Consider the following 18974-nt stretch of genomic DNA (forward strand, 5'->3'; position numbering starts at 1 on the left):
CGCGGGCAAGCCCGCTCTCACAGGTGATCGGTGTGAACCAATATTTGCGGTTCTCACCGATCCGCAGTGTTTAGAAACTGTAGGTTCCAGTCACGACCAGGCTGCGCGGTGCGCCCGGTTGAATCTGCGCCGCACTGGTGGCCGACGAGTAATGGGTCTTATCGCTGATGTTGTTCAGCGCCGCGCGCAAATCCCAATCCTTCTGCCGGAACCCGGCCAATGCATCCCAACGGCCATAACCCGGCAGGACGGTGGTGTTGAGGTTATCGGCATAACGCTGGCCCACCAGGGTCAGACCAGTTTCAGCGTACCAGCCCATTTCCGGTTTCCAGGTCAGGAACAGGCTGCCGTTGTGCTTGGCCACGTTGCTGATGCGTTTGCCTTCAAAGCCGTTGTTGTCCTTCTCGACCGTCGCGTCCTGCACACCCACGCCACCGCGCACGTACCAGTTGCCCGCGATCTTGCCGGTACCGGTCAGCTCGATGCCGCGGGAACGTTGCAGGCCGGTGAGCAAGGTTACGCTCGGATCGTTCGGGTCGCTGGTGCGGCGGTTGTAGAGTTCCAGTTCGTAGATCGCCAGCGTGGTACTCAGACGATCATCGAGCCAGTCGCTCTTCACGCCGATTTCCTTTTGCTTGGTCAGCTCGGGGCTCAGGTCGTTGCTGTTGCCGGCGGCGCCCGGGGTGATACCGATCAAACCACCACCGACCGGGGAAAAAGTCTTGGTCCAGGACGCGTAGAAGGAATGATTCTGCAGCGGTGTCCACACCAGTCCTACCCGCGGGCTGGTGCTATGACTATCGCGATCCTCGGAAATGTCCCGCAGTTTGTTGGTCGACTCGATGTCGAAGGTGTCGTAACGCAGGCCGGCGAGCAGTTGCCATTGATCGTTCAAGCGCAGCTGATCCTGCACGTACACCGCACGGCTTTCGACTTCGGTGTGAGTGCTGCTCGAAACCTGCATCCGTCCGGTGTGGCGCAAATCGCGGTCAGGGTTGTACAGGTCCAGTGCCGGCACCGGCTGAGTCCCGCGCCCGGTGGCGGCGTTGTACAACGTCGGATCGCGGCGCTGGCTGCCGATTTCGATGCCGGTCAGCAAGCGATGCTCAAGGCCGAACGTGTCGAATCCGCCTTCCAGTTCGACGTTGTTGTAGACGTTGCGGGTGGTCAGGTCCTGTTGCCAGTGCTGGCGCGTGACCTGGTTGGTCGCCGGGGTGTAACCGGTCAGGTAGGTGTTGTCGAAATCGCTGTCGAGCTTGAACACGCCCAGGGTGTGGCGCAGCTGCCAGTTGTCGCTGAGCTCATAACTGAGTTTCGAGCGCAGGGATTGCGATTTGTCGTCAATGAAATCGTGCTCGCTGCCGTAGGTCGTATCGCGTCCTACGTCCGCCGGGCGCCCGTTTACACCGGGGACGCCGCGATCCGGCGTACGGTTGTAGCGGCTGTATTCGTACTGCACCAGCCAGTTCAGGTCCGGTGTGAGCTGCCAACTCATCGACGGTGCGAACAGTTGGCGATTGCCGCTCACGCCGTCGCGGAAGCTGTTTTGATCCATGTTGCCCATGTTCAGGCGCAGGCTGATGTTCTCGCTCGGGTCGGTGCTGAGGTCGGCGTAGAGACTGCGCAGATCATCGCTGCCGCCCTGGGCTTCGATAGTTGAGCGGCGACCGGACTCAGGCAGCTTGCTGACCCGATTGACAATCCCGCCCTGACTGCCACGACCATACAAAACAGCGGCCGGGCCTTTGAGGACTTCGATGCGTTCAATGTTGTGCAAATCGCGCACGTATTGGCTGTCGTCACGGATGCCGTCGAGGTAGAAGTCGTTGCTGGCGTCGAAACCGCGGATGCGCAGGCTGTCGAAGCGGGTGTCGGCGCCGCTGCTGACGTTGGGGATGCCGCTCAGCGCAGTGCCCAGATCGTTAGTGCCGTAATCCACGACGTTCGCGGTTTTTATCGAGTCGATGGCTTGTGGAACGTAACGCACTGGCGTGGCGGTGCGGGTCGCGGTGCTGGTTTCCTTCACGCGCGGGTCATCGGCCTCAGCTTCGGCGCTTATCGACGTCTCGGGTAAAACGGTGGTGGCGGCGCAGGTAAAACCGGCAGAGAGAAATGCGCAGAGCCCAAGGGTGACGGGCGTGAGGCGAAAGGGGGCAGGCATCTGAAGCGCATCCGAAAGGGTAAGATATTCGAGGGCGCGGATGGTAATGCTTACTATTTACTTCCGTTAATTATTCTTGACCTGTTTCGCTGTTTAATTATTTCGAATTGTGTCGAAGGAGTTACAGCGGACCTGGAAGGGCATTTGACCGATTCATGAAACAGACTGAAAGCTATTCCAGCGTTTTTCCGAAACAGGTGGAGGACTAGTCTGCCGGCATCTAGTTTTCCTACGCTTTTGCCGGAGCCTTTCCATGATCCTTCACTACATTTACGACCCCTTGTGTGGCTGGTGCTATGGCGCAAAACCGCTCGTGCAAGCCGCCCAGATTGTGTTGCCAGTGATTGCCCACGGCGGCGGCATGATGGCCGGCGCCAACCGCCAGACCGTCTCGCCACAACTGCGCAACTACGTGATACCCCACGATCAGCGTATTGCCGAATACACCGGCCAGCCGTTCGGCGAGGCGTATTTCGAAGGTTTACTGCGCGACGAGACGGCGGTTTTTGATTCCGCACCGCCGATTGCCGCTGTGCTGGCAGCCGAGCAAATCGCCGGCCGCGGACTCGAGTTGCTGGGGCGTTTGCAGAGTGCTCACTACGAGAACGGTGAACGCATTGCCGATGAAGCGGTCCTGTTTGAACTCGCACAAGACATCGGTCTGGAGCCCCAAGCGTTTCAGGCTGTTTTCAATGAAGCGGAAACCGATCGCCACATCAAGGACAGTCGAGCATTCTTGGCCAAGGTCGGCAGCCAGGGTTTCCCCACCTTCGCCCTGGAACACAACGGTCAATTCACCCTGATCGATATCGGCCCGTGGCTCGGCAAGCCGCAAGCCTTTGCGGCATGGCTGAGTCAGTCGCTTCCCGCACAAGCGTCTCCATCGGCGTTTCAAGCCTGTGGCCTTGATGGCTGTGCCCACTGAATTAATCGGGAGTTACCCATGGATAATCTGAGCCTGATCAAAAGCACCTACGAAGGCGCCAACTCTCAGGAAAACGCGCGCAACACCGCTGCCGCGCTGGCCGATGACGCCCGCTGGACCGAAGCCGCGGGTTTCCCGTACGCCGGAACCTACGTCGGTTTCGATGCAATCGTTGAAAACGTGTTCAAACGCCTGGCCACCGAGTGGGACGGGTTTCAGCTGAAGATCGAAGACTACGTCGCACAGGGTGACAAGGTGTTTGCCTACGGCAATTACAGCGGCGTCTACAAAGCTACCGGTCGTCCGATGAATGCCCGCGTCGCCCATTTGTGGACCCTGGCCAACGGCAAGGTCACCCACTTCGAACAGTTCGTGGACAGCCATACCGTGCAACTGGCTATCGTCGACAAGTGATTTCTTAGACGTTTTTCGCCTATTTATTCATGAAATTTACACAGGGTTAAGGGCACGGCTAGCTAGCTTCAATCAACACTCGTTCTTCCAACCAAATCTCCTGAACAAACTGGTCCGTAATCGCATAAATTCCATGCCCGCGCCGCATGATGATGTTCTCAGCAACCAGCGCAATCACCACCGGCTGAATCTCTTCTACACGCACCTCCCGGCCCACAGTCTTCGAATACTCAGCTGCAGCATCGATGGAGAAAATACCCCGAGCATCGCCTTGTGTAGACGCGATTTTGTTGAAAATAGCCTGAGCCAGGCTGCCTAACAGCTCCACTTTTTCAAGTTCGATGCTGGCCGCCGCCGAGCGCAATGTGCTGGCAATAACCGGTAGGAATAGATCAGGGTCACCTTCCTGCTGCATGAGCTGCCGCAACGCTTTGAGCATTTCCTCGGGCCGGTTTCCCAAGGTATTGAATGCTTCGATGGCGACTTCGAGTGAAGGTAGCTTTTCTTTCTTCACCGTCGCAGCGAGCCGGTTAAGCAAGTATTCAACGTAATCCCCTTTCAGTACCGGATACGCTGTCGATGTCGCACCACAGAACGCTTGGTTCCTCTTTGCCGTGAGTTCGCTGACTTGCGCCCTGTGCGATCCCGTGCCAATAAACAAAAAGTAACCCGGTGTACCTGGTCGAGGATTGATCGCATCACGAGCAGCTTTGAGTGCCAGAAGCAGCTGATTACCATCCTCGGAAGAAATGGCGTGCTGCACTTCATCGATGATCAGCACCAAGTTGGTGTTCGCTTGATCAACAACCTCTGTCAGCGCCTGCGCCAGGGTTGGCCCACCTGAGTTCCCGATGCTGTCGAGTTTGAAACCAAACTTGAATCCTGCAACGCCTACATCAGCACCGCTGACACGCTTGAGCATTTCGAGCAAACCGGAGCCCGGTGTTTGGAGCTCCTGCAGGGTTTTACGGATGGCGTCATGCACCAGTGTCGCCGGATTGGCCAGCGTGTCACTCCATAGGTCGACGTAAATGACCAGAGCACCCGCATCTTTCAGCGCAGGGATGAGGTCGCTCCTCAGGAATGTCGTTTTACCAGTCCTGCGCAGGCCGGATAAAAACAGACCTGAGCGCAAACCTTCATCGAGAACGCCTGGATTGAGAAGCTGGTTCGCCATCTCTTCGGCCAATTCAGGGCGCTGAAAAATGCTGCTCATGCAATTACCTCTTTTTATGGATACGCCATAATTATTGGCCAGCCATAATTTAGCATAAAGGTTCAAATACAGCGTGAAGCCAGTTTGTTCGCTGTTTCTGAGGGTTTTTGAGCGGAGAAGGAATGCTGACTGACATGTCGCTTGGCAACGCCATACATATGAAGGAACTGAAAAGGGAGCTTCGACGCCCAGCAGGCGTGAGATCGCGCACCCATTACACCACGTAACTAATGATGTTCCCGCCCCCACCTTTATCCCCTCCAGCTAACTCCATACATTGAGCTCCAACGCCTACCCATTCATTCCGAAGGGAAGGTCACTGGAGATTCCTCATGCCTTTCGTAAGCGTACGCATCACCCGCGATGGCGTTACCTCTGAGCAGAAAGCTCAGGTGATCGCCGAAATCACTGAAACCCTGGAACGCGTCCTCAACAAGCGTCCCGACCTGACCCACATCGTGATCGAAGAAGTCGACACCGATAACTGGGGTTACGCCGGCATCACCACCACCCAGTACCGCAAGCAGCTGGCTGAGGCGGAGGGGCAGTCATGACCGCGGCGGTTTCCATCGATTTTCGGTCGTCACCTGGTGTCCGGTTCGCTGTCGGTCGAGTACTACGAACAGATGTTGAGACAAATGGCGAAGACCCCCGCCGAAGCCTGATTTCTTACTTTTTTTAAACGATCATTTATTAGTCGAGGTTGATCATGAGCAATTTGAAAAAAGTCATCGTTATTACTGGCGCCTCCCAAGGTCTCGGCGCAGGCATGGTCAAGGCCTTCCGTGATCTGGATTACAAGGTTGTCGCCACTTCGCGTTCGATCAAACCGTCTACCGACGCGGACATTCTCACCGTGGCCGGCGACATTGGCGACCCTGCGGTCGCTCAGCGGGTTATTCGTGAAGCCATCGAACGTTTTGGCCGTATCGACACCCTGGTCAACAACGCCGGGATCTTCGTCGCCAAGCCGTTCACCGCATATACCCAGGAAGATTACGCTGCGGTGCTGTCGGTGAACCTGAATGGTTTCTTCTACATCACCCAACTCGCGATCACCGAGATGGAAAAACAAGGCCGCGGCCACGTCGTCAACATCACCACCAGCCTGGTGGACCACGCCATCGACGGTGTGCCGTCGGTACTGGCGTCGTTGACCAAAGGTGGCCTGAATGCGGCGACCAAATCCCTGGCCATCGAATACGCCAAGCGCGGGATTCGGGTGAACGCGGTTTCCCCGGGCATCATCAAGACCCCAATGCACGGTGAAGAAACCCATGAAGCGCTGGGGAATCTGCACCCGGTCGGGCACATGGGTGAGATCAGCGACATTGCTCAGGCAGTCGTGTATCTGGACAGCGCCAATTTTGTCACCGGCGAGATCCTGCACGTTGATGGTGGTCAGAGCGCGGGTCACTAAGGCCTGCTTTTCCAAACTCCAGAAACAACAAAGCCCTCGTATTTCTACGAGGGCTTTGTTTTGTAATGGTGCGGCACCAGGAGTCGAATGGATATTTAACTATTTGCCAACAATGATTTTTCTGAAGGTAAATATTCTTTTCTACCTCTAAAACTACCCTTTACTTCTAGATAAGGAAGGTCCTCTCGCTCGTGGCCTAGCTGATGAGCTTGGCAACGGGGCAGGACTGTCAAGTGGTGTGATTGTGACATCCTAGGCTTAGGGTCGTTGCTGCGAGGTGAGCTGCGTTGGCGAGCGGATAAACGAGCTATCCGTGCAGGTCGCTAGTGAATAGCTGACTGTGCATAAAATCTATGAAGGCCCGTAGTCTTAGAGAAAGGTGTTTGCTCGAGGGCCACAGAAGCCTGAACACCCCAGTGTGAACCGTATAGTCTGCTAACACCCGAACCAGTTCGCCGTTTTTGATGGACTTAGAAGTCATGAAGTCAGGTAGGCACGCGATTCCCAAACCTGAACGAGCCACATCGACAATCACTTCAGTCGTGTTGCACACCATGGTCTGAGGTAGCTCGAAATCCGGCTCTCCAGTCTCAACGCGTAGCGGCCAAGGTTCAACCTTCCCTGTCGAAGGAAACTTGTGCAATAAACATGAGTGCGTAGCGAGTTCCGCTGGCCGTTTGGGTACACCGTACTGTGCGAGATAGTCCGGAGACGCCACAATCTGGAGTTGAAAGCCCCCCAACCTTTTAGAAATCAACCGAGAGTCACTAGGCTCGCCTGTCCGCAACACAGCATCAAAGCCCTCCTCAATAACGTCGACCATTCGATCAGAAAAATCAATGTCGAGTTCAATGTCGGGGTAAGTGCGCATGAATTGAATGATTGCTGGCATCACTAAACCGCTGACTAGAGGCAAGCTAATTCGCAATTTGCCCCTCGGTTGTTCACGGGCATTGCTTAGCTCCATTTCTGCGGCTTCAAGCTCCGAAAGTATCCGTCGGCACCGCTCAAGAAACAGTGACCCTTCTAACGTCAGGGCAATACTGCGGGTGTTGCGCTGGAATAGGCGCACACCGAGCTTCTCCTCCAGCCGACCAATACTTTTACCGACGCCAGAGGAGGAAATACCTAGTCGTTTCCCTGCTTCTGTAAAGCTTCGAGTCTCAGCCACCAATACGAATAGTGAAATGCTGCCAAGCGATTCCAAGGGCTGCCCTCACTGCGGACACCAGCGTCCGATATGTTCGGATTATAGGCCTGTTTTTGTTTGCGGACGCAAGCCCTAACCTCTTGGTGGGCCGATCACCGCGGACAACCGTGCGCTGAGGACCAACACCTCCGCACACCAATCAGGGAAACATTCAGATGAATTCAACACGCAGCGTTCAGGCGGCTCCCCAGTTTTTGAAGTGGATACAGTTATTCGCAGCTTGCCTGACAGGCGTTCTCATCCCGCTTTGCTTCACCGGGCCGGCAGTTGTCCTCTCTTCCATCAGCGCTGCCATGGGCGGATCTGCTGTCGAGCTCAGTTGGGTCGTCAACGCATATATCCTGACTTATGGCAGCGCCATGATGGCGGCAGGGAGTCTGACGGATATCTATGGACGCAAGCGGGTATGGCTGATTGGTCTAGTAATCTTTGTGTTGTCTACCATCGCTATTCCCTTCTCTTCCACTGTTTTGCAGATCGATATCCTACGGCTTGTACAGGGGTTGGGCGGAGCAGCTGCTTTCGCCGGCGCCATGTCGTCTCTAGCCCAGGTATTCCACGGTGCTGAGCGCACCAAGGTTTTCAGTCTCCTTGGGACGACTTTCGGCATTGGATTAGCTTTCGGCCCATTGGCAGCGGGGCTACTGGTCGACTCCGCAGGCTGGAAATGGACGTTCCACGCTACGGCATTGATAGGCGTAGCGGGCTTCGTACTTGTCTGCGTGAGCGCGACTGATTCTAAAGACCCGGCTAACAATGGTATGGACTGGCCCGGTGCTCTCAGCTTCACGGCCGCACTAACCTTGTTTACCTATGGCATTCTCCTCGCGCCTGAGGACGGTTGGGCCAGCCCAATCGTTTTGGGAAGTGTCGCCGGCGCGATCCTGCTGTTCATGATCTTCGTGCTGATAGAGCGCCGAACCAGTAGTCCTATGCTCGACCTTTCGTTGTTCAAGCAATCCAAGTTTGTTGGTGTGCAGATTCTTGCAGCGAGCCCTGCATTCTTTTTTGTCGTCCTCATCATCATGCTCCCGGCGCGATTCATCGGAGTCGATGGGCTTAGTGCTTTGCAGACCGGACAAATGATGATCGCGTTGGCCGCACCGTTGTTGCTTGTGCCGTTTCTGGCTGCTCAGCTCGCGCGACACTACACCTCAGGGATGCTCTCGGCGATCGGGCTGATGCTGGTGGCTGTCGGACTGTTTTGGCTAGGCGTCGTGCTAGATAGCGGAGTAAGTAATGCGGTAATGCCTATGGCACTGATCGGCATCGGCATTGGCCTGCCTTGGGGTTTGATGGATGGCATGGCCGTTAGCGTGGTTGAAAAAGAACGCGCGGGAATGGCCACAGGGATTTTTAACGCAGTTCGCGTTTCCGCCGACGGTATAGCCATCGCCGTCGCCGGGGCGTTGCTGGCGACGTTCATTCAATGGGGGCTATTCGACACCGCCACGAATTTTGCATCGCATCAGATTATGGAGGCATCCAGCCGGGCTGCGCTCGGCGATCTGCAGAACGCAGGCAACCAACTGCCAGGGCAGTCAGAGCTTTTGCGCCACGAGTACGCGAACGCGTTTCGTCATCTGCTTTTCATCTTGGGCGCTGGCAGCGTGCTCACGGCAGTTGCTGTGTTCGCAACGCTCGGTCGAGTTAGTGCGCATGATCATCAACCAGTAGAAGCAGTCCGTCCCGTGGTCGTGGGTGACCGCGAGTGATCGGGCGGATACGAACGAGCGGCGATTCCAATGAAGCTCACCCTGCGTTTTCCCGAGTGTTCGCACCAGGCAATCTTACGTTTGGCCTAATCACGCCGCTGGAGGGATATCCCAACCTCATGGCTCCGACTATGCAAGATCATGTTGACTTGGCCCGACAAGCTGACGTCGCTGGTTTCTCAGCGATCTGGCTACGCGACGTGCCTCTGCTGGATCCGGAGTTTGGAGACGCGGGCCAGATGTTTGATCCCTTGGTGTACGCAGCTCACTTAGGGGCGGTCACTCAAAGAATCTGTATCGGTACTGCCGGGATTGTACTGACGCTACGCGATCCCTTGATGGTCGCCAAGCAAGCCGCAACCCTTGATGTGCTACTGCAGGGCCGCTTTCTACTCGGACTCTCAACGGGAGATCGGCCCAGCGAGTATCCAGCATTCGGCCAGGACTTCGACAACCGGGCGGAGCGATTCAGAGAAGGTTGCGAAATTTTACGTATCGCTACCCAACAGTCTTTTCCCAGGTATGAGCTTTGTCACTATGGCAGGCTCGACGGGACGCTGGATTTGCTTCCAAAGCCATGGTCCACGCGAATGCCAATGCTCGCCGTTGGCCGTTGTGGGCAAGACATGAAGTGGTTGGCATCGCATATGGATGGATAGCTATGGCACCAAAGCGACTTTGGCAGCCTGCCCAACTTGATTGAGCAATGGCAGTCCTGTACTGAGCCTGGCACGTTCAAACCCTACGGCTATGCGACATTTTTCAACCTGGAAGAAAACCCCGACGCCCCCTTGAAGGTTGGACGAGGGATAAGCACCGGCCGCAATGCGCTCATTGACTTGTGGCAGCGACAACAAGCGCAAGGTGTTTCACATGTCGCATTGAACCTGAAGCCATTACGACGGCCTGCAAAGGACGTCTTGCAGGAACTTGCAGAATACGTGCTGCCGCTTTTTCCGGCACAGGGAGCGAGCCTTGTCTGATCGAAACGCTCCGTCCGCTCAAGATTTGCTGAACCAAAGTACCGACCTGCCCCGGAGCCCCATACGTATGTGGCTCGCTGGTTGGATGGTAGTGTCGGTATTTATCTTGTCCAATACAGCGACCCTGTTTGGCACTTTGACAGCGACGAGTACTGATTATCTCCTAAGAGGCGCAAAACTATGCTCGGGTGTGTAGCCCGGAAGCGCCCAAGGTTTGGTATAAGTTTCTCAGAAGTCACGGACGGTGGAGCGCTAATGGTAACTTCGACAACTTGGAGGGTTTGTGCGGCGGCAGCTGCCAATCGCTCAATCGCTTCCGTCTGAGTCTCTATCTGTTGTCCAATGTCGGCGAGTTTGCGTCCGTCGGCCGTAAGTTCGTAGAGCCGCTTCCGTCGATCAACTAATTTTACACTCAGGGACTTCTCAAGGGCCGCGATACGCCGAGAAACCGTTGCGTGCTCAACACCCAAGATTCGCGCCGCGCCGCTCAAGGAATAACTTGTGAAAACGTCACGAAGTAATGAAGATCTTCCCAGTTTAAGTGTGCCGTACTCTGGCTTGAAATGGCAGGCTCAGCATTCGACGCGATTCTATTCCTAGATGCCAAAGACATTTAATATTCCCTATATAAATAGCAGCGGTAAAAACTCTAAGGCCGGTAAAAGCAGCCGGCCCACAGTGATTATCCAATGAAGCTCAGCGTTATCTAAGCCGCCTTGCATCCAATGTGCAGGCTGGAGTACGTCGTGATCTTAGGTCTTTGCGCGCGGTTTATGTGTACCGGGAATGTCGGATCATACAGGACAGAATAGTCCGGTATTCTGCGTCTTGCGGCCGGTGAGGTGGCCATGTCGTTGCGTAATCTGAATGGTCCCCGAAAGGGCGCGATCAGAATATAAACATGAATCGGGAGGCTTTGAGCAATTGGCCGTGAGACTCATAAGGTCAAAATACGATGTTTCCAACATGTTATTGCTCGTTTCCTAGGATGCTCATTTTTTTTCATACCGCATTCAGCCTTGGCCTACAATTTTCACATTTGCTACTCTGCCGTGCACGATACTTCTTCGTACATTAGACCAATTTAACGCTTCGGTTTTTTTATCATCGTGATCGAAGTTCTGGTATTGCTTGTTCGGCGATCCCGCTATTGATGGTGCGAATTTTGACTGACTTGTTCAGAAGGCCCTTGTGGGCGATCTGAAAGGCGAATCGATGCGCCGAATTGGAAGTAAGCGCTTATAGTTAAAGTTTAGGAACATGCACTGCAAAAATCGAATGCAAGAGTTTATTAAGTGTTATGGGTTTTTGTTTTGCTTATTCAACTTTTTATCGCTGTACTGCGCGAGTGTTGCGCGGACGCGGGAATACCCCATTGCGGGCGCTTTCAAAGGTTCGGCCTTTGATTGCGGCCTGCGTCTTGGCTTGGTGTTTGGTTTCTATGGGGTCGGTACCCTTCGCCAGCATCCGCTTGACCTCCAGGCGCTTGTTGCGAGCATCGGCGAGGCCGACCACGGGGTAGCTGCCGAACGAGGTCAGTCCTTCGCGTCCATCAGGTTTTACATACCTGAGGCGCCAGCCTTTACGGCCATTGGGCTGTACTAAAAGGTAGAGGCCGTCGCCGTCGAAAAGGTTGTAGGCGCGGTCGGTGGGCTTGGCTGAGCGGCAAGCCAAATCGGAGAGTGGAGCAGTGGCGCGCGACATAAGGGTACTCCCCCTTTATCGAATACCTTACCCCTAACATTACCCATAAAACGGCGGGAATCCACCAGATTTTGACGTAACCCGACAGAACCCCAAAACAAAAAAACCCGCCAGAAGGCGAGTTTTTCGGGGGTTCCAGAGATTTTGAAAGCCTTCTCTGGGACCTTGTATGGTGCCGGCACCAGGAGTCGAACCCGGGACCTACTGATTACAAGTCAGTTGCTCTACCAACTGAGCTATACCGGCGTGTTAGGGCGACGATTATAGCGATTGGATTGGTTCTGTAAACCCCTGAATTCAGACTATTTTTGCACAGGCCTCAACTGAGGTTTTCTGGCAGGCCTTGCAGTCATCGCGCGTGGTAAAACGTCGTCCCTTCAGGGATGTCTTTATTGACGAATGACATGGCCCCGATTTTGACGTTATCCCCGATACGCAGGGTGTCGACGATGATGCAACTGTTGGCCCCCCACACTGACAATTGTCACCAATGATCAGGTCGTACGTGTCCAGCCCAAGGGTCTCGATGCCAATTGTCGTGTTTTGCCGGATGAAAAAATTCCGACCGATTTTGACGCTGCCGGTGATGACCACGCCTGGTAGGTGGCCGATAGAAAGCCTGGCCCTATCTGGGCGTCGATACGCTGCATACGAGGCGCAAATTAATACTCGGTTTCGGTGGTTATGTTCTTTTGATTCGAATGCTTATGCACAACGGACCGGCAGAAGCGAGCGCTTACATCTGAATATGTAGACCCATTCTCATTTTGCTCGCAAATGCCTGTTTTTCTGGTTTTTTATTCATGTGTACGAAAATTAAACAGTAGTGTTTCAACCCCGTAACAGGCATGGATATTGGATCCACGATAATTTCATCAACAGAGTTATCCACAGGCTGGCGTTACTTGAGGCGTTCGGCCAAGAGTAGAAAATTACGCGGTGTGAGCGAGGTTTCGCAGAAGGTGCCGAGGCGAACGGCATAACCCTGCTCGAACAGGAAAAGAGCCCGATCGAGTACTAGCCAAAGCTCTAATGGCCGTCGGAAAAGGCCGCGCAACAGCTCCAGATTGCGCACTTCGGCCAATCGTTGCCAACCGGCGGCTTCGAGTGCTGACCAATCCTGCGGGCCGATTGTGGATAACTCCTTAAGCGCGGCCAAATGATGGCAGTAATCAGCGAAGGATTTATCCAGCCAGGCACTGGGCAGGGAAGGGGTGGGCAGGTATTCGTCCATCCCGCGCAGTTGCCGCTGCAGCAGGTCGAAGCCGAGGCGTCGGGCCATAGAGGCGTCCCGTTGACGTCGGACGCGAGCGCCGGCGGTGACGGTTTCGCTCATCGGTAGCGAGAGATCTTCGAGGGACAGCTGTAGGTCGGAGCGCTTGGCCGACGAAGAAAGCGGCTGATACTCGCTCAGACTGATCCGGTTGTAGCAGCAAGGCGCGATGGCCAGTTGTTTGCAACCTGCCGCACTGGCGAGCTGGATCAGCCGCACATGCAGATCACCGCAGGCGTGCAACGCTACCGGCGTGTGGTCAGCATTCAAGAAAGAGGTGGCGTCCGTAGCGAGCACGTCTTGCTCGACATGCAGCGCATGCAATTGATGACGTTGGCTGAGTGCCTGACCGCTGGAAACCAGCGCCGGGTCGTATTCCAGGCAGGTCAGTTGTTGCCCGGTTTGCAGCAGGCGTCGTCCCAAGTGTCCTTTGCCTGAGCACCAGTCCAGCCAATGATTCGGCGCGTCTGCGAAGTGCAAGCGACTGGCGAAGGCTTCGATCTGCTGCCACTTGCGCCCCGGCACATCGACATTCAACCGATGGCCTGCCGCTGCAAGCGCATGAACCGGCAATTCACCCACTGCGCTCAGTTCAAGGGACAACGCTGCCAGCGAGGCAAAAGGCTCCGGCGCATCCAGCAAGCAAGGTTGATTGTGGCTATGTTCCGCCTCTTCCAGCGACCGCCCGCGTAGCCATTCGGCCAGCTCCGGGTAGGACGCTTCCCAAGGAAGCTGCCGATGAGTAAACGGTCGAGGCTTCCACAGCGCCTGGTGCTTGATCAGAAAAGCATCCAGCGCCGCGAAACGGGCGAGTAGGGTCTCCCCCGTCAGCACGTGGTAATCATCGACCTTGGCAGGCATCGACGCGCAGCCAGCGCTCCAGCAGCTTGAAACCGCGTACCAGCACATAAGCCATCAGCAGATAGAACATGCCCGCCGCGAAGAAGATCTCCACCGGCAGGTAGGTCCGGGCAATGATGGTGCGGGCCATGCCGGTCAGTTCCAGCAGGGTCACGGTGCTGGCCAGGGCACTGGCCTTGAGCATCAGGATGACTTCGTTGCTGTAGGCCGGCAGGCCGATGCGGGCGGCACGGGGCAGGATGATGTAGAACAGCGCCTTGGGCCGGGACATGCCCAGCGCCCGTGCCGCTTCGATCTCGCCCGGTGGAATCGCCTGGATCGCGCCGCGCAGGATCTCGGCGATGTAAGCCGCGGTGTGCAACGTCATGGTCGCCGTGGCACACCAGAACGGATCGCGCAGGTACGGCCACATCGCGCTGTTACGGACCGCGTCGAACTGCGCCAGGCCGTAGTAGACCAGGAACAGCTGAACCAGCAACGGTGTGCCGCGGAAAAAGAAGATGTAGCCGTAGGGGAATGCCCGCACGTACCAGAGTCGCGATGAGCGCGCGATGCCTAGCGGAATGGCCAGCAGCAAACCCGCGATCACGGCGATGGCCACCAGCTCCAGGGTCAGCGTCGCGCCCTGAGCCAGTTTCGGCAGCCACTTGATGATGACTTCCCAGTTCATTGGGTACTCCTCGCGAAGCCGCGAGCGGCACGTTTTTCCATAAAGTACATGCCCGTCATGGCGAGAATCGTCAGGCCCAGGTACATGAACGCGGCCACCATATAGAAGGTGAACGGCTGTTTGGACACGGTCACGCCGATTTGCGCGTGGCGCATGATTTCTTCCAGGCCGATCACTGACACCAGCGCGGTGTCTTTCATCAGGATCATGAACAAGTTGCCCAGGCCGGGCAGGGCGATGCGCCACATCTGCGGCATGATCAGCTTGGTGAAGATGCGAAATTTCGACAGGCCTAACGCCACACCCGCTTCACGGTGACCTTTGGGAATCGCCAGAATCGCGCCACGAAACACTTCCGTGGCATAGGCGCCGAAGCACAGTCCCAGCGCGATTACGCCGGCGGCGAAGGCATTGAGTTCGAGGTCGGGATTGCCGAAGAACTCGCCCAGGGCGCGCATCAGGTTGACCGTGCCGAAGTAGATCAACAGCACCCAGAGCAATTCCGGGATGCCGCGAACCAGCGTCGAATAAGTGCCGCCAAGCCATTGCAGCGGCTTGTACGGGGAGGTCTTGGCCAAGGCGCCGAGCAGACCGAGCACCAGCCCCAGGCACAAAGCCGAGAGTGCCAGTTTCACAGTCATCAGCGCGCCAGCGGCGAGCGCCGGGCCGAATCCGTAGAGATCGATAGTCATGGATTTCTTTTCAAATCGCGGCAGGCAATGCCAGGGACTGGCACCGTCAGCGGACGGCGCCAGTCAGGCAGGCAGGTCAGAATCAATAGATGCTGAACGGGAAGTACTTGTCGTTGATCTTTTTGTAAGTGCCGTCTTCGACGATTTCTTTCAGGGCAAGGTTCAGCTTCGCGCGGAGGGTGTCGCCTTTACGTACAGCGATACCGATTTTGTCGCTTTCTTCCACCGGGTCACCCTTGAATTCGTAAGGGCGGCCGGCGTCGCTTTTCAGCCACTCGTAGTTGACGTACTTGTCCGCCAGGATGCCGTCCAGACGACCGGAGGTCAGGTCGAGGTAGGCGTTTTCCTGAGTGTCGTAGAGTTTGACTTCAACGCCTTCCATGTTGTCTTCCAGCCAGATGCCAGCGAGGGTCGCACGTTGTGCGCCGATCACTTTACCTTGTAGGGAAGCCTTGTCGGTTTTGAAGTCGACGTCTTTCTTGGCGATGAATTGCAGCTTGTTGGAGTAGTACGGGTCGGTGAAATCCACCGCCTGCTTGCGCTCGTCGGTGATCGACATCGAGGAGATCAGGAAGTCGAACTTCTTGGCGTTCAGGGCCGGAATGATGCCGTCCCAGTCGGACGTGACCACGGTGCAGTCGACTTTCATCTTGGCGCACAGGGCATCGCCGATTTCTTTGTCGAAGCCGACGACATTGCCACTGGCATCTTTGTTGTTGAACGGCGGGTAGGCCGCTTCGATGCCCATCTTCAAGGTCTCGGCGGCGGCACCGGCGCTGAAGGCCAGGGTGACGGCAGCAGCCAGGAAGATTTTTTTGTAGTTCTGCATGTGGGTAGCTCCGTTAGCGGTTGCTGGACATGAATTGTTTGCAGCGCGCCGAAAGCGGGTTTTCGAACACCTGCTGTGGCGATCCTTGCTCTTCTACCAGGCCCTGGTGGAGGAACACCACTTCGCTGGAAACCTGACGGGCGAAGCCCATTTCATGGGTGACCAGCAGCATGGTGCGGCCTTCTTCGGCCAATGCTCGGATGACATTAAGTACTTCCTGAACCATTTCCGGGTCAAGGGCGGAGGTGGGCTCGTCGAACAGGATCACCTTGGGCTGCATCGCCAACGTGCGAGCGATGGCCGCGCGCTGTTGCTGACCGCCGGAGAGTTGCGCGGGGTAGGCGTGGCGTTTGTCAGCGATGCCGACCTTGGCCAGCAAGGCTTCGGCGACTTCAATGGCCTCGGCCTTGCTCTGTCCGAGCACCCGGCGCGGGGCTTCGATGATGTTGTCGAGCACGCTCATGTGCGGCCACAGATTAAAGTTTTGAAACACAAAACCGATCTCGCTGCGCAGGCGATTGATCTGCTTGCCGTCGGCTGCGACCAGTTCGCCGTTTTTCGCGGCTTTGAGCTTGAGTTCTTCGCCGGCCACCAGGATTTGGCCCTGATGCGGGTTTTCCAATAGGTTGATGCAACGAAGGAATGTGGACTTGCCGGAACCGGAAGAACCCAGGATCGAGATCACGTCGCCGTCGCGGGCGGTCAGCGAGATGCCTTTGAGCACCTCAAGCTGTCCGTAGCGTTTGTGCAAGTTGCGGATTTCAAGCGCGGGCGTGGCCTCAGCCATGTGCGTTCCTCATAATGTTTTCGCTCCTGCTGTTGGCGGCCTTCCTGGCGAGGCGGCCAAGCTAGCATAGCGTTCGAATGGCAGCCAACAGCGCTACGGGCGGTAAACGGGTGGCATGTGGCAGGTTGTCGCATCGGTACAGCAGAGTGTCGCGCTGCTATCAACCGAACAGCCGTTTGAACCCGCTGCCCCGCGGGTGCCGCGTAAAAAAGGGCGCGATGTTGCCAGCTTTGGCGGGGTGTTGAAAGCGCTAACCGGCCAAACGTTCTTGATCCTTATCGGCGCCGGCCTGTTCGTTGGCTCGGGTCACGCCATCGCCGCCGCAGGTCCTGCCGTGCTGTTGGCCTACGCTGCTACCGGTGCGCTGGTGGTTCTGGTCATGCGCATGCTCGGCGAAATGGCCGTCGCGTCGCCAGATACCGGCTCCTTCTCGACGTACGCCGATCGCGCGATCGGTCATTGGGCCGGCTTCACGATCGGCTGGCTCTACTGGTGGTTCTGGGTGCTGGTCATCCCGCTGGAGGCCAACGCCGCCGCGACCATCCTGCATGCCTGGTTCCCGAATGTGGCGATCTGGGCTTTCGCGTTGATCATCACCTTGCTGCTGACAGTGACCAACCTGTTCAGCGTGAAGAACTACGGTGAATTCGAATTCTGGTTCGCCCTGGTCAAGGTCATCGCGATCATCGGTTTCATTGGCCTCGGCATTCTGGCGATCTTCGGCTTCCTGCCGAACAGCCAGGTCAGCGGCGTTTCGCACCTGTTCGACACCCAAGGTTTTCTGCCAAACGGTATGGGCGCAGTGCTGGGAGCGATCCTTACCACCATGTTTTCCTTCATGGGTACCGAGATCGTGACCATCGCGGCCGCGGAATCGAAAAACCCTGGCCAGCAGATTTCCAAGGCCACCAACTCGGTGATCTGGCGGATTGGCTTGTTCTACCTCGTGTCGATCTTCATCGTTGTGGCCCTGGTGCCATGGAACGACCCGATTCTGGCCAGCGTCGGCTCTTACCAGACCGTGCTTGAGCGCATGGGTATCCCGAATGCCAAGATGATCGTCGACATCGTGGTGTTGGTTGCTGTGACCAGCTGCCTGAACTCTGCGTTGTACACCGCCTCCCGCATGATGTTCTCCCTGGGCAAGCGCGGTGATGCATCGGCCGTTTCCCAGCGCACCAACAAGAGCGGCACGCCGTACTGGGCCGTCATGTTGTCCACCGGTGCTGCGTTCATCGCGGTTTTCGCCAACTACGTGGCCCCGGCCGCCGTGTTCGAATTCCTGCTGGCCAGCTCGGGCGCTATCGCGCTGCTGGTGTATCTGGTGATCGCCATCTCGCAACTGCGTATGCGCAAGCAACGCATGGCCCGTGGCGACAAAATCGCCTTCAGCATGTGGCTGTTCCCGGGTCTGACCTACGCAGTGATCGTGTTCATTGTTGGCGCGCTGACGATCATGCTGTTCCAGGAAGCCCATCGCGTGGAGATCCTCGCGACCGGCCTGCTGAGCGTGTTGGTGGTGGCTGCCGGTTTGTTCGTGGCGCGCCGTCGCAAACTGGAGAAGCGTGGCGCGGTGGTGCTGAACTGAACACCGCGTAACTCAAAACGGCCGCTGTCAGTGATGACAAGCGGCCGTTTTTATTTCTGAGGCGAGTGTTTACTCAGCCTTTTCTTCCTGGGCATCCAGCGACTCGCGATAGCTGTCGAGTGCATCGCCGAAGTCGGTGATGAACTGCGGGTCCGTCAGCCAGGCCTGGGCGGCGTCGCGGTCCATGCCGTCGGCCCACATGCGGTAGTCGATCAGCATGTCGGCGGCCAGGTGAGTGGCGGCCATGGCTTCGTTGTCGGCGTTTTCCATGTCCAGCAGTTCTGGATGGTCGCTGATGATCTCGGCGAGGTTCGACAGCAAGGTCCGCAGCATGTCGTTGCGGCTGATGGCTTCCGCGTCACGCATTTTGCTGAACATCGCCAGGGTGTATTCCGGGATCGGTTCGCCGATTTCACCCAGATCATCGTCCAGTGCGGCGGGTTTTCTGCCGTGAATGTTGATTTGCTTGGCTTTGATCTTGGCGCGTTTGGCGCGTTTCTGTTGCTTGTTCAGGGAGGCCATGGGA

16 protein-coding genes, 1 tRNA gene and 4 pseudogenes are annotated in these 18974 nt (G+C 56.5%); 8 read left to right on the top strand and 13 right to left on the bottom strand.

Features of this window, described 5'->3' with window-relative positions; translation table 11 throughout:
• Positions 1-70 precede the first annotated feature (70 nt).
• Positions 71-2161: a TonB-dependent receptor gene (locus ACYZTX_RS02835; protein ID WP_462032868.1), complete on the bottom strand. Its 2091-nt coding sequence runs from the start codon at positions 2159-2161 to the stop codon at positions 71-73.
• Between the two features lie 253 nt (positions 2162-2414).
• On the opposite strand from ACYZTX_RS02835, the gene ACYZTX_RS02840 reads away from it, so the two are divergent.
• Together ACYZTX_RS02840 and ACYZTX_RS02845 are read left to right on the top strand one after the other, a co-directional pair.
• Positions 2415-3086 (top strand): DsbA family protein, encoded by a 672-nt coding sequence (locus ACYZTX_RS02840; protein ID WP_462032869.1) that lies wholly within the window; start codon positions 2415-2417, stop codon positions 3084-3086.
• An 18-nt stretch (positions 3087-3104) separates the two neighbouring features.
• Positions 3105-3500: a nuclear transport factor 2 family protein gene (locus ACYZTX_RS02845; RefSeq protein ID WP_462032870.1), complete on the top strand. Its 396-nt coding sequence runs from the start codon at positions 3105-3107 to the stop codon at positions 3498-3500.
• A gap of 58 nt (positions 3501-3558) precedes the next feature.
• Here the strand turns inward: ACYZTX_RS02845 and ACYZTX_RS02850 are convergent, their stop codons facing one another.
• A complete protein-coding gene (locus ACYZTX_RS02850; RefSeq protein WP_462032871.1) occupies positions 3559-4716 on the bottom strand; it encodes an AAA family ATPase in 1158 nt (385 codons plus the stop codon).
• Positions 4717-5048: 332 nt separating this feature from the next.
• Between ACYZTX_RS02850 and ACYZTX_RS02855 the strand changes: the two genes are divergently transcribed.
• The 3 genes and pseudogenes from ACYZTX_RS02855 (at position 5049) to ACYZTX_RS02865 (ending at position 6136) form a co-directional block, all read left to right on the top strand.
• Complete coding sequence (locus tag ACYZTX_RS02855) at positions 5049-5270, top strand: tautomerase family protein (RefSeq protein ID WP_007939483.1); 222 nt, start codon at positions 5049-5051, stop codon at positions 5268-5270.
• Between the two features lie 24 nt (positions 5271-5294).
• Positions 5295-5381, top strand: a pseudogene (locus ACYZTX_RS02860) (DsbA family oxidoreductase); the annotation flags it as partial.
• Between the two features lie 44 nt (positions 5382-5425).
• The gene (locus ACYZTX_RS02865; RefSeq protein ID WP_462032872.1) at positions 5426-6136 is read left to right on the top strand and encodes an SDR family NAD(P)-dependent oxidoreductase; all 711 of its coding nucleotides are present in this window, start codon (positions 5426-5428) and stop codon (positions 6134-6136) included.
• Between the two features lie 307 nt (positions 6137-6443).
• On the opposite strand, the gene ACYZTX_RS02870 is transcribed toward ACYZTX_RS02865, so the two are convergent.
• Positions 6444-7343, bottom strand: a complete 900-nt coding sequence (locus tag ACYZTX_RS02870; RefSeq protein ID WP_462032873.1) for a LysR family transcriptional regulator — start codon at positions 7341-7343, stop codon at positions 6444-6446.
• Between the two features lie 158 nt (positions 7344-7501).
• Here ACYZTX_RS02870 and ACYZTX_RS02875 point away from each other — a divergent pair, with 158 nt between their 5' ends.
• Both ACYZTX_RS02875 and ACYZTX_RS02880 read left to right on the top strand, forming a co-directional pair.
• Positions 7502-9061, top strand: a complete 1560-nt coding sequence (locus tag ACYZTX_RS02875; protein WP_462032874.1) for an MFS transporter — start codon at positions 7502-7504, stop codon at positions 9059-9061.
• A pseudogene (locus ACYZTX_RS02880) lies at positions 9058-10044 on the top strand (LLM class oxidoreductase). Before ACYZTX_RS02875 ends, ACYZTX_RS02880 begins: the two are co-directional and overlap by 4 nt.
• A 101-nt stretch (positions 10045-10145) precedes the next feature.
• Here the strand turns inward: ACYZTX_RS02880 and ACYZTX_RS02885 are convergent.
• The 9 genes and pseudogenes from ACYZTX_RS02885 to ACYZTX_RS02925 form a co-directional block, all read right to left on the bottom strand.
• Entirely contained in the window at positions 10146-10535 is a 390-nt protein-coding gene (locus tag ACYZTX_RS02885; protein WP_462032875.1) for a LysR family transcriptional regulator, read from the bottom strand.
• Positions 10536-11427: 892 nt separating this feature from the next.
• Positions 11428-11748, bottom strand: a pseudogene (locus tag ACYZTX_RS02890) (integrase arm-type DNA-binding domain-containing protein); the annotation flags it as partial.
• A gap of 170 nt (positions 11749-11918) precedes the next feature.
• Positions 11919-11994: transfer RNA gene (locus ACYZTX_RS02895), tRNA-Thr, on the bottom strand.
• Positions 11995-12097: 103 nt separating this feature from the next.
• Positions 12098-12389 (bottom strand): annotated as a pseudogene (locus ACYZTX_RS02900) (LbetaH domain-containing protein); the annotation flags it as partial.
• Between the two features lie 260 nt (positions 12390-12649).
• The gene (locus ACYZTX_RS02905) at positions 12650-13882 is read right to left on the bottom strand and encodes a methyltransferase (RefSeq protein ID WP_462032876.1); all 1233 of its coding nucleotides are present in this window, start codon (positions 13880-13882) and stop codon (positions 12650-12652) included.
• Positions 13863-14552, bottom strand: coding sequence for an ABC transporter permease (locus ACYZTX_RS02910; protein ID WP_462032877.1), 690 nt, complete (start codon positions 14550-14552; stop codon positions 13863-13865). The genes ACYZTX_RS02905 and ACYZTX_RS02910 overlap by 20 nt, the downstream gene beginning before the upstream one ends.
• The gene (locus ACYZTX_RS02915; protein WP_134419580.1) at positions 14549-15244 is read right to left on the bottom strand and encodes an ABC transporter permease; all 696 of its coding nucleotides are present in this window, start codon (positions 15242-15244) and stop codon (positions 14549-14551) included. The genes ACYZTX_RS02910 and ACYZTX_RS02915 overlap by 4 nt, the downstream gene beginning before the upstream one ends.
• An 82-nt stretch (positions 15245-15326) precedes the next feature.
• On the bottom strand, positions 15327-16073 hold the full coding sequence (locus ACYZTX_RS02920; protein WP_462032878.1) for an ABC transporter substrate-binding protein: 747 nt from the start codon (positions 16071-16073) through the stop codon (positions 15327-15329).
• 13 nt (positions 16074-16086) lie between these two features.
• Positions 16087-16860: an ABC transporter ATP-binding protein gene (locus tag ACYZTX_RS02925; protein WP_007897462.1), complete on the bottom strand. Its 774-nt coding sequence runs from the start codon at positions 16858-16860 to the stop codon at positions 16087-16089.
• A gap of 115 nt (positions 16861-16975) precedes the next feature.
• Here ACYZTX_RS02925 and gabP point away from each other — a divergent pair, with 115 nt between their 5' ends.
• Positions 16976-18448: a GABA permease gene (gene gabP / locus ACYZTX_RS02930; protein ID WP_462032879.1), complete on the top strand. Its 1473-nt coding sequence runs from the start codon at positions 16976-16978 to the stop codon at positions 18446-18448.
• Positions 18449-18517: 69 nt separating this feature from the next.
• On the opposite strand, the gene ACYZTX_RS02935 is transcribed toward gabP, so the two are convergent.
• Positions 18518-18970: a hypothetical protein gene (locus ACYZTX_RS02935; RefSeq protein ID WP_462032880.1), complete on the bottom strand. Its 453-nt coding sequence runs from the start codon at positions 18968-18970 to the stop codon at positions 18518-18520.
• Positions 18971-18974 lie beyond the last annotated feature (4 nt).

It is taken from the genome of Pseudomonas sp. MDT1-17, from assembly GCF_054898105.1.

Excerpts from the sequence above, each read along its gene's own strand:
- ACYZTX_RS02835 (WP_462032868.1), bottom strand. The coding sequence starts at position 2,161 with ATGCCTGCCCCCTTTCGCCTCACGCCCGTCACCCTTGGGCTCTGCGCA.
- ACYZTX_RS02840 (WP_462032869.1), top strand. The coding sequence starts at position 2,415 with ATGATCCTTCACTACATTTACGACCCCTTGTGTGGCTGGTGCTATGGC.
- ACYZTX_RS02845 (WP_462032870.1), top strand. The coding sequence starts at position 3,105 with ATGGATAATCTGAGCCTGATCAAAAGCACCTACGAAGGCGCCAACTCT.
- ACYZTX_RS02850 (WP_462032871.1), bottom strand. The coding sequence starts at position 4,716 with ATGAGCAGCATTTTTCAGCGCCCTGAATTGGCCGAAGAGATGGCGAAC.
- ACYZTX_RS02855 (WP_007939483.1), top strand. The coding sequence starts at position 5,049 with ATGCCTTTCGTAAGCGTACGCATCACCCGCGATGGCGTTACCTCTGAG.
- ACYZTX_RS02865 (WP_462032872.1), top strand. The coding sequence starts at position 5,426 with ATGAGCAATTTGAAAAAAGTCATCGTTATTACTGGCGCCTCCCAAGGT.
- ACYZTX_RS02875 (WP_462032874.1), top strand. The coding sequence starts at position 7,502 with ATGAATTCAACACGCAGCGTTCAGGCGGCTCCCCAGTTTTTGAAGTGG.
- ACYZTX_RS02905 (WP_462032876.1), bottom strand. The coding sequence starts at position 13,882 with ATGCCTGCCAAGGTCGATGATTACCACGTGCTGACGGGGGAGACCCTA.
- ACYZTX_RS02910 (WP_462032877.1), bottom strand. The coding sequence starts at position 14,552 with ATGAACTGGGAAGTCATCATCAAGTGGCTGCCGAAACTGGCTCAGGGC.
- ACYZTX_RS02915 (WP_134419580.1), bottom strand. The coding sequence starts at position 15,244 with ATGACTATCGATCTCTACGGATTCGGCCCGGCGCTCGCCGCTGGCGCG.
- ACYZTX_RS02920 (WP_462032878.1), bottom strand. The coding sequence starts at position 16,073 with ATGCAGAACTACAAAAAAATCTTCCTGGCTGCTGCCGTCACCCTGGCC.
- ACYZTX_RS02925 (WP_007897462.1), bottom strand. The coding sequence starts at position 16,860 with ATGGCTGAGGCCACGCCCGCGCTTGAAATCCGCAACTTGCACAAACGC.
- gabP (WP_462032879.1), top strand. The coding sequence starts at position 16,976 with ATGTGGCAGGTTGTCGCATCGGTACAGCAGAGTGTCGCGCTGCTATCA.
- ACYZTX_RS02935 (WP_462032880.1), bottom strand. The coding sequence starts at position 18,970 with ATGGCCTCCCTGAACAAGCAACAGAAACGCGCCAAACGCGCCAAGATC.